The organism is Nonomuraea sp. NPDC003214 (assembly GCF_053590035.1).
The window spans coordinates 76,059-83,719 of record NZ_JBSFSX010000022.1 but is presented as its reverse complement, the minus strand read 5'-3'; the positions used below and the strand labels follow the sequence as shown (position 1 = coordinate 83,719).

General features: G+C 73.9%; 7 protein-coding genes. 5 read left to right on the top strand and 2 right to left on the bottom strand.

Going from position 1 to position 7,661, the window contains the following annotated elements; all coding sequences use genetic code 11:
• Nucleotides 1–360, bottom strand: a 360-nt coding sequence (locus ACWDXC_RS41220; protein WP_449991785.1) for a glutamine synthetase beta-grasp domain-containing protein, incomplete at its 3' end; no start/stop codon positions are given.
• 152 nt (nt 361–512) lie between these two features.
• On the opposite strand from ACWDXC_RS41220, the gene ACWDXC_RS41215 reads away from it, so the two are divergent.
• The gene (locus ACWDXC_RS41215) at nt 513–1,058 is read left to right on the top strand and encodes an EF-hand domain-containing protein (RefSeq protein WP_219510807.1); all 546 of its coding nucleotides are present in this window, start codon (nt 513–515) and stop codon (nt 1,056–1,058) included.
• Entirely contained in the window at nt 1,055–2,095 is a 1,041-nt protein-coding gene (locus tag ACWDXC_RS41210) for a terpene synthase family protein (RefSeq protein ID WP_449991781.1), read from the top strand. The genes ACWDXC_RS41215 and ACWDXC_RS41210 overlap by 4 nt, the downstream gene beginning before the upstream one ends.
• Here ACWDXC_RS41210 and ACWDXC_RS41205 read toward each other — a convergent pair.
• Complete coding sequence (locus ACWDXC_RS41205) at nt 2,086–3,057, bottom strand: DUF5937 family protein (protein WP_219510812.1); 972 nt, start codon at nt 3,055–3,057, stop codon at nt 2,086–2,088. The genes ACWDXC_RS41210 and ACWDXC_RS41205 overlap by 10 nt on opposite strands.
• A gap of 60 nt (nt 3,058–3,117) precedes the next feature.
• Here ACWDXC_RS41205 and ACWDXC_RS41200 point away from each other — a divergent pair, with 60 nt between their 5' ends.
• From ACWDXC_RS41200 to ACWDXC_RS41190, 3 genes are read left to right on the top strand one after another with little or no spacing between them, the layout of a single operon-like run.
• Entirely contained in the window at nt 3,118–4,314 is a 1,197-nt protein-coding gene (locus tag ACWDXC_RS41200) for an MDR family MFS transporter (RefSeq protein ID WP_449991778.1), read from the top strand.
• A gap of 43 nt (nt 4,315–4,357) precedes the next feature.
• Nucleotides 4,358–5,830 (top strand): BTAD domain-containing putative transcriptional regulator, encoded by a 1,473-nt coding sequence (locus ACWDXC_RS41195; RefSeq protein WP_449991775.1) that lies wholly within the window; start codon nt 4,358–4,360, stop codon nt 5,828–5,830.
• A gap of 53 nt (nt 5,831–5,883) precedes the next feature.
• A complete protein-coding gene (locus ACWDXC_RS41190) occupies nt 5,884–7,656 on the top strand; it encodes an NAD+ synthase (RefSeq protein WP_449991772.1) in 1,773 nt (590 codons plus the stop codon).
• Nucleotides 7,657–7,661 lie beyond the last annotated feature (5 nt).

The following is a 7,661-nucleotide window of genomic DNA, read 5'->3' as shown; positions in this document are numbered from 1 at the left end:
GTCGGCGCACTTGGCGAGCGTGCGCTTGAGCACCCAGCGGGGGTCGGCGTGGGAGGGCGAGCCGTCGGGCATGAGGATGTCGCAGAAGATGCGGCCGGCGCCGGGCGTCTCGCTGCGCCAGGGCAGGATCTGGAACGTCGACGGGTCGGGCTTGGCCAGCATGTCGGCCTCGTAGACGCGGGCGAAGCCCTCGATGGCCGAGCCGTCGAAGCCGATGCCCTCGGCGAAGGCACCCTCCAGCTCGGCGGGGGCGATGGCGACGGACTTGAGGAAGCCGAGCACGTCGGTGAACCAGAGCCGGATGAACCGGATGTCGCGTTCCTCAAGGGTGCGGAGCACGAACTCCTGCTGGCGGTCCACGGCGTCCCCTCGTCAGTGGCAGTACAGGTCTCATATCAGCATGCCGTGTCCGTGTTTCGCACAGGTTACGCGGGCCGCCGGTGCGAGCCTCGCTGACAAAGGGCCCGGCCGGACTTACTGTGATCACGCAGTCAGTCTCGGGGGAGGCATTGGTGGCTATCGACCTGCTCAATCACAAGCTCGATCGGGCCTTCGACCACATCGACGCCGGGGGCGCGGGCGTCGTGGCGCGCGAGGACCTGCTGGGGCTGGGCGCCCGCCTGCTCGTGGGTTTCGGGGAGTCCCCCACCTCGGTCACCGGCAGCAGCCTCGTCGACAGCTTCGACGGGATCTGGACGGCGCTGTCGGAGGCGCTCGGCCGCGACCGCGATCTGGGCCTGACGCGGGAGGACTTCCGCGTGGGCATGACTGCCGCCTTCGTCACCGGCGGCGGCTACGACGAGGTGTTCCGGCCGGCGGCGGTGGCGGTCGCCGAGCTGTGCGACATCGACGGCGACGGGCACGTGGGCCCGAAGGAGTTCCGCACGATGCTGGCCGCGTTCGGCACCGCCTACGACGACGTGGACGAGGCGTTCGAGCGGCTGGACCGCTCCGGCAGAGGGGCGCTCACCGTGGAGGAGCTGGTCCTGGCGGCTCGCGAGTACTACGTGAGCGAAGATCCGAACGCCGCGGGCAACTGGCTCTACGGACCGCTGTGAACGCCACCAGGGACACGGCGGCGAACACGACGGCCAACACGGCGGCCAACACGGCGGCGAACACGACCGTGCTGGCGTCGGTGCGGTCCGCGCTGCGGTCGGTGCTGCACTGGAAGCCGCTGCTGCCGTTGCCCCGCAGGGGCGGCTCGGCGGCGGTGGCGCTGCTGGCGCTGACCGAGCGGGTGCCGGCGATGGCGGCGCCGTGCCGCATGCATCCGGCGGTCTACGCGATCGAGGCGGCCGTCATCGACTGGGCGCGGCGCACCGGGCTGCGCGCCGATCCGGGGGTGGGCTTCCACCGGATGGCGGGGCGGGCGTTCGCCGAGTTCGACGCGGCGGCGGCGGCGCTGTTCGCGCAGTGGCTGACGTGGCTGTTCCACCTGGACGACGAGCTGGACGAGGGGCAGTGCCGGCTGGAGGTGTTCCAGGGCATGCTGGAGGGCTCGACCGGCCATCCGCTGGAGGCCGCGTTCGCCGATCTGTGGCGGGTGACGAGCTCGCGGATGAGCGACCAGTGGCGGCGCCGGTTCGCGGTCAACCTGCAGCGCCAGCACTACGCCTGCCGGACCGAGGCGGCCAACCGGGCGTCGGGCGCGGCGCCGTCGCTGGCCGACTACCCGGCGCTGCGCCGGGGCACGGTCGGCCCCTACCTGTACGACCTGGTGGAGCCGTGCCTGCGGGTGGAGGTGCCGGCGTGGGTGCACCGGTCCGAGCCGTGGCAGGAGCTGGTCAACGCCTGCAGCGACGTCACCGCCTGGTGCAACGACGTGGCGTCGCGGCCGAAGGAGCGCGGCGACGCGCACAACCTGGTGGTGATCGCGGGGCGGGAGCTGGGCCTGGGCGAGCGTGAGGCGGTGGCCTGGGTGGTGGACCGGATCGCCGAGCGCTGCCGCGACATGCAGGAGGCGGCCAGGCGGCTGCCGCTGGACGACCTCGGACCGCGTACGGCCAGGGACGTGAGCAAGGTGGCGTGCGCCTATCTGGCGGCGCCGCGGGCGCACCTGGACTGGCTGATGGAGTCCACCCGCTACAGCTGAGCGCCGGTGGCGGCCAGCGCGTCGCCGGTGGGGGTGCGGCGGTAGACGACCTGCTTGCCGACGCGCATGCCGACGGCCAGGCCGCTGCCGCTGAGCACGCCGAGGTGCTGGCTGACGGCGCCGGGGGTGAGCGCCATGCGCCCGGCGAGCGCGGAGGTGGTGCTGGGCTCGTCCAGCGCGAGCAGGATCGCGGCCCGGCTGCGGCCGATGAGGGCGGCGAGCGCGCCGGGCGCGGGCGGCGGCCCGCTCTCCCACAGCGTGCCGACGCCGAGGACCGGGTAGACGAGCATCGACTGGTAGGGCGCGGACATGACGGCCACCGACGGCCAGTAGAAGGCGGTCGGGACCAGCACCAGGCCGTCGCCGTGCAGCCCGCCCGTGGCGCACCAGGGCCGGTCGACGAGCAGCCGCTCCCCCGTCCAGGTCACGGCGGGGCCGAGGCCGGCGAACAGCTCGCGGGCGCCGCCCTGGGCGAGCTGCCGCGACCGGCGCAGCACGTCGCGTTCCAGCAGGCCGTAGACGCGCGGCCAGAACTCGGCGAAGCACGTCTCCCAGTACGCCTCCAGCGCGGCGGCGACGCGTTCGACCCCGGCCGCCGGGTCGGCCAGGAACCGGTCGAGCACCGCCCGGTCGGTGCCCTGGACGCGGGCGGCCTCGGCGGCGGCGCGTTCGGGACGGGTGGCGCGTACGCGGGCGAGCTCGGCGGCGAAGTCGGGCAGCGGCGTGTCGGGCGGCGGGGTGAGGAAGTCGGCGAGGTAGCCGGAGGCGGGCACGAGCGCGAACAGCTCGGCCAGGTCGAGGCCCGCCAGGCGGGGCCGCACGCACTTGATCCACGGCAGGTGGATGGACTGGCGGGCGGGGTCCTGGAGCGTGCGCAGGCTGGCCACGAGCTCCCACATCGGGGAGAACGCGAACCGGATGCGCGCCATGTCCTCGGGCTTGAGAGTCCAGGTCACCGACATGCCTTTTAGTGTGCGCTAAATCGTTCGCCCCGCCAAATCCCCCAATATCACTCTTAGCGGGTGAATAGCACGACTGTCGAGAAGCCGTCCTTCCTGCGTTCGCAGCTCGGCGGCCTGCCCCGCCCGTTCTGGGCCCTGTGGGGCGGCACCCTGGTGAACCGCCTCGGCACCATGGTGATGCCGTTCACCGGCGTCTACCTGACCCAGGCGCGCGGCCTGTCGCTGGCCGCCGCCGGGATGGTGATGGCGGTGTTCGGCGCCGGGTCGCTGGTGTCGCAGCTCCTGGCGGGGGTGCTCGCCGACCGGATCGGCCGCCGGGCGACGCTGGCGGGCGGCATGCTGGCCACCGCCATGATGATGCTGTCGCTCGGCTACAGCACGACGCTGCCGGCGATCCTGGCCTCGATGTTCGTGCTCGGCCTGGTCGTCGACGCCTACCGGCCGGCCTCCAACGCGCTGGTCGCCGACCTGGTCTCGCCGGTCGAGCGGCCGCGCGCGTACGGGCTGCTGTTCTGGGCGATCAACCTGGGCTACTCGGTCGGGATGACGGCGGGCGGGTGGCTGGCGCAGCTCGGGTTCCACTGGCTGTTCTGGGTGGACGCGGTGGGCTGCGTGGCGTTCGCGGTGCTGGTCTGGCGGGCGATCCCGGAGACGCGGCCGGCCGAGCGGGAGTCGTCGGGCGGGTTCGGGATGGTGCTGCGCGACAGGCTGATGGTCGCGTTCACGCTGGTGACGCTCGGCAACGCGCTGGTCTACGCGCAGACGTACACCACGCTGCCGATGGCCATGACGGAGCTGACCGGGCTCACCACGGGGCAGTTCGGGCTGGCCATGGCGCTCAACGGGGTGCTCATCGTGATCGTGCAGCCGCTGGTGTCGGGCTGGCTGGGCCGGCTCGACCCGGCCAGGACGCTGGCGCTGGGGCTGGCGGTGATGGGCGTCGGGTTCGCGCTGACGGCGTTCGTCACGACCACGTTCTGGCTGGCGGTGACGATCGTGGTGTGGACGGCGGGCGAGATCGTGACGGCGGGCATCGCGGGCGCGATCGTGGCCCGGCTGGCCCCCGCCCACCTGCGCGGACGCTACTCGGGGCTGTTCGGGTTCGCCTGGTCGGCGGCGGCCGTGCTGGCGCCGCTGCTGGGGAGCTGGCTGCTGGAGGCCGGCGGGCAGGCGGCGCTGTGGTTCACGGTCGGCGGCATCGGCCTGGTCTCGGCCGTCGCGATGCTGGCGCTCGGGCCCGCGATCCGCCGCCGCTGACCGCTGTACCGGGGCCGCCGGTGGCCCTACGCTTGCGCCTACCATGCTGACCTTCACCGCCTTGGGGCCGTTCCGGGCCTGGATCGGTCCCGACCCCCTCGACCTGGGCGGGCAGCGGCAGCGGGCGGTGCTCGCGCGCCTGCTCGTCGCCGGCGGCCGCGCCGTGCCCGTGAGCACGCTCATCGACGAGCTGTGGCCCGCCGGGCCGCCCGCGCAGGCGCTGTCGACCATCCAGGGCTACGTCTCCCGCCTGCGCCGCGCGCTCGAACCCGGCCGGGCTCCCCGGGAGGAGGCCGCCGTGCTGGTGTCGGCGCCGCCCGGCTACGCCCTGCGCGCCGGGCGGGACCAAGTCGACGCGTGGCGGTTCGAGGCGCTGGCCAGGACCGAGGGCACCGCCGCCGAGGTGTGGGCGGCGCTCGACACCGCGCTGGCGCTGTGGCGCGGGCCGGCGCTGGCCGAGTTCGGCGAGCTGCTGTGGGCGGTGACGGAGGCGGCCCGCCTGGAGGAGCTGCGGCTGACCGCCGTGGAGCGGCGCGCCGCCGCCGGGCTGGCGCTCGGCCGCGCCACCGCGCTGGTGCCCGACCTGGAGGCGCACGCCGCCGCCTGCCCGCTGCGCGAGGAGCCGTGGCGGCTGCTCGCGCTGGCCCTCTACCGCACCGGCCGCCAGGGCGACGCGCTGGCCGCGCTGCGCCGCGCCCGCGCGCTGTGGCGCGACGAGCTGGGCCTCGACCTCACGGCCGGGCTCAAGCGCCTGGAGGGCGACATCCTCGCCCAGCGCCTCGACGCCCCCGCCCCGCATCCCGCCGCCTTCACGCCCCCCGCCGCCGCCGCTCCTGCCGGGAGCGCCGGCCGGCCGTTGCGGGTGCTGGTGGCCGACGACCAGGCCCTCGTACGGACGGGCCTTCGGGTGATGCTGTCCGCCGAGCCCGGGCTGGAGTTCGCCGGCGAGGCCACCGACGGTGAGCGGGCGATCGCCGCGGTCCGCGAGGCCGCCCCGGACGTGGTGCTGCTCGACATCCAGATGCCGCACCTCGACGGCCTGGCCGCGGCCCGCCGCATCCTCGCCGACCCGGACCCGCCCAAGGTCATCATGATGACCACGTTCGGCAGCGACGAGAACCTCTACGCCGCGCTGCGCGCCGGGGTGAGCGGCTTCGTCCTGAAGACCTCGCCGCCCGAGCAGCTCGTGGCGGCGATCCGCGCCGCGTCGGCGGGCGACGCGCTCATCGACCCGGCGGTCACGACGCGGCTCATCGCGGGCTTCGCCGGCCGCGCCGACCCGGGCTCGCCGCCCGCGCTGGCGGGGCTGTCCGACTCCCGGCTCGACGTGCTGCGCCTGGTGGCGCGCGGCCTGACGAACGCGCAGATCGCGCAGACGCTCGCGCTGCCGGAGGAGGAGGCCGCGGCGTCGGTTCGGGCGCTGCTGGAGCATCTGGGGCTGTCGCAGCGGGCGCAGCTCGTGGTGGCCGCCTACGAGTCGGGCCTGGTGACTCCCGGCACGACCGTCTCGCGATGACCGACTTCTCGTCGCTTGGACGATAAAAATCGGGCCGTACTAGGCTGGTGCCCGTGGCACAACTGCGCATTGCCTTGGCACAGACCAACCCGACCGTCGGCGATCTGGCGGGCAACGCCGACAAGCTCGTCGCGTGGACCCGCGACGCCGCCGACCGCGGTGCTCACCTGGCGGTGTTCACCGAGATGTTCCTCACCGGCTATCCCGCCGAGGACCTGGTGCTGCGGACGTCCTTCGTGGACGCGAGCATCGCCGCCCTCGAGGCGGTGGCGGTCAGGCTGGCCGAGGAGGGGCTGGGCGAGCTGCCCGTGGTCGTCGGCTACGTCGACCGCGCCGGCCTGGAGCCCCGGCTCGGCCGTCCGAAGGGCGCCCCGCTCGACGCGGCCGCCCTGCTCCACCGGGGCCACGTCGTCACCCGCACGGCCAAGCACCACCTGCCCAACTACGGCGTGTTCGACGAATACCGCTACTTCGTGCGCGGCGACCGGCTGCCGATCTTCCGGCTGCACGGGGTCGACGTGGCGATCGCGGTGTGCGAGGACCTGTGGCAGGAGGGCGGCCCGGTCGCCGTCGTGGGCCAGGCGGGCGCGGGCCTGCTCGTCGTCCCCAACGCCTCGCCGTACGAGAAGGAGAAGGACGACGTACGCCTGGAGCTGTGCGCCCGCAGGGCGCGCGAGGCCGGGTGCGCGCTCGTCTACGTCAACCAGGTCGGCGGCCAGGACGAGCTGGTCTTCGACGGCGACTCGCTGGTGGTCGGCGACGCGGGCGAGCTGGTGGCGCGGGCCGCCCAGTTCCGCGAGGAGCTGCTGATCGCCGACCTCGACCTGCCGGTCTCCTCGGCCGAGCCCGGCACGTTCCCGTACGACGCGGGCGACGGCACGGCGATCACCGTGGAGCGGCTGGTGCTCTCCCAGGACCCGGTCGAGCCGTACGAGCCCGAGCCCCCGTCGATCGCCGAGGCGCTCGGCACGCACGCCGAGGTCTACTCGGCGCTGGTGCTCGCGGTGCGCGACTACGTGGCCAAGAACGGCTTCCGCTCGGTCATCCTGGGCCTGTCCGGCGGCATCGACTCGGCGCTGACCGCGACGATCGCCGCCGACGCGATCGGCCCCGACCGGGTCAACGTGGTGCTCATGCCCTCGCGCTACTCCTCCGAGCACTCGCTGGCCGACGCCGAGGAGCTGGTGCGGCGGCAGGGGCTGCGCTCGCAGGTGGTGCCCATCGCCGAGATCGTCAACTCCTTCGAGAAGGAGATCGACCTGTCCGGCCTGGCCGCCGAGAACCTCCAGGCCAGGGTGCGCGGCATGATCCTCATGGGCCTGTCGAACGAGCACGGCCACCTGGTGCTGACCACCGGCAACAAGAGCGAGCTGGCGACCGGCTACTCGACCCTCTACGGCGATTCGGCCGGCGGGTTCGCGCCGATCAAGGACGTGCCGAAGCTGATGGTGTGGGAGCTGGCCCGCTGGCGCAACGAGCACACCGACCCGGGCTTCCTGCTGGAGGCGGAGCGGCCCGTGCCGGAGAACTCCATCACCAAGGAGCCCAGCGCCGAGCTGCGGCCCGACCAGCGCGACACCGACTCGCTGCCGCCCTACGAGGTGCTGGACCGGCTGCTGGACGACTACGTGGAGAAGGACCTGGGCTCGCGCGAGCTCATCGCCGCCGGGCACGACCCGGCGCTGGTGGAGCGGGTGATCCGGCTGGTGGACCTGGCCGAGTACAAGCGGCGGCAGTATCCGCCCGGCCCCAAGATCACGCCGAAGAACTTCGGCCGCGACCGCAGGCTGCCCATCACCAACCGGTGGCGCGAGGCCGCGCCCTGACGGGC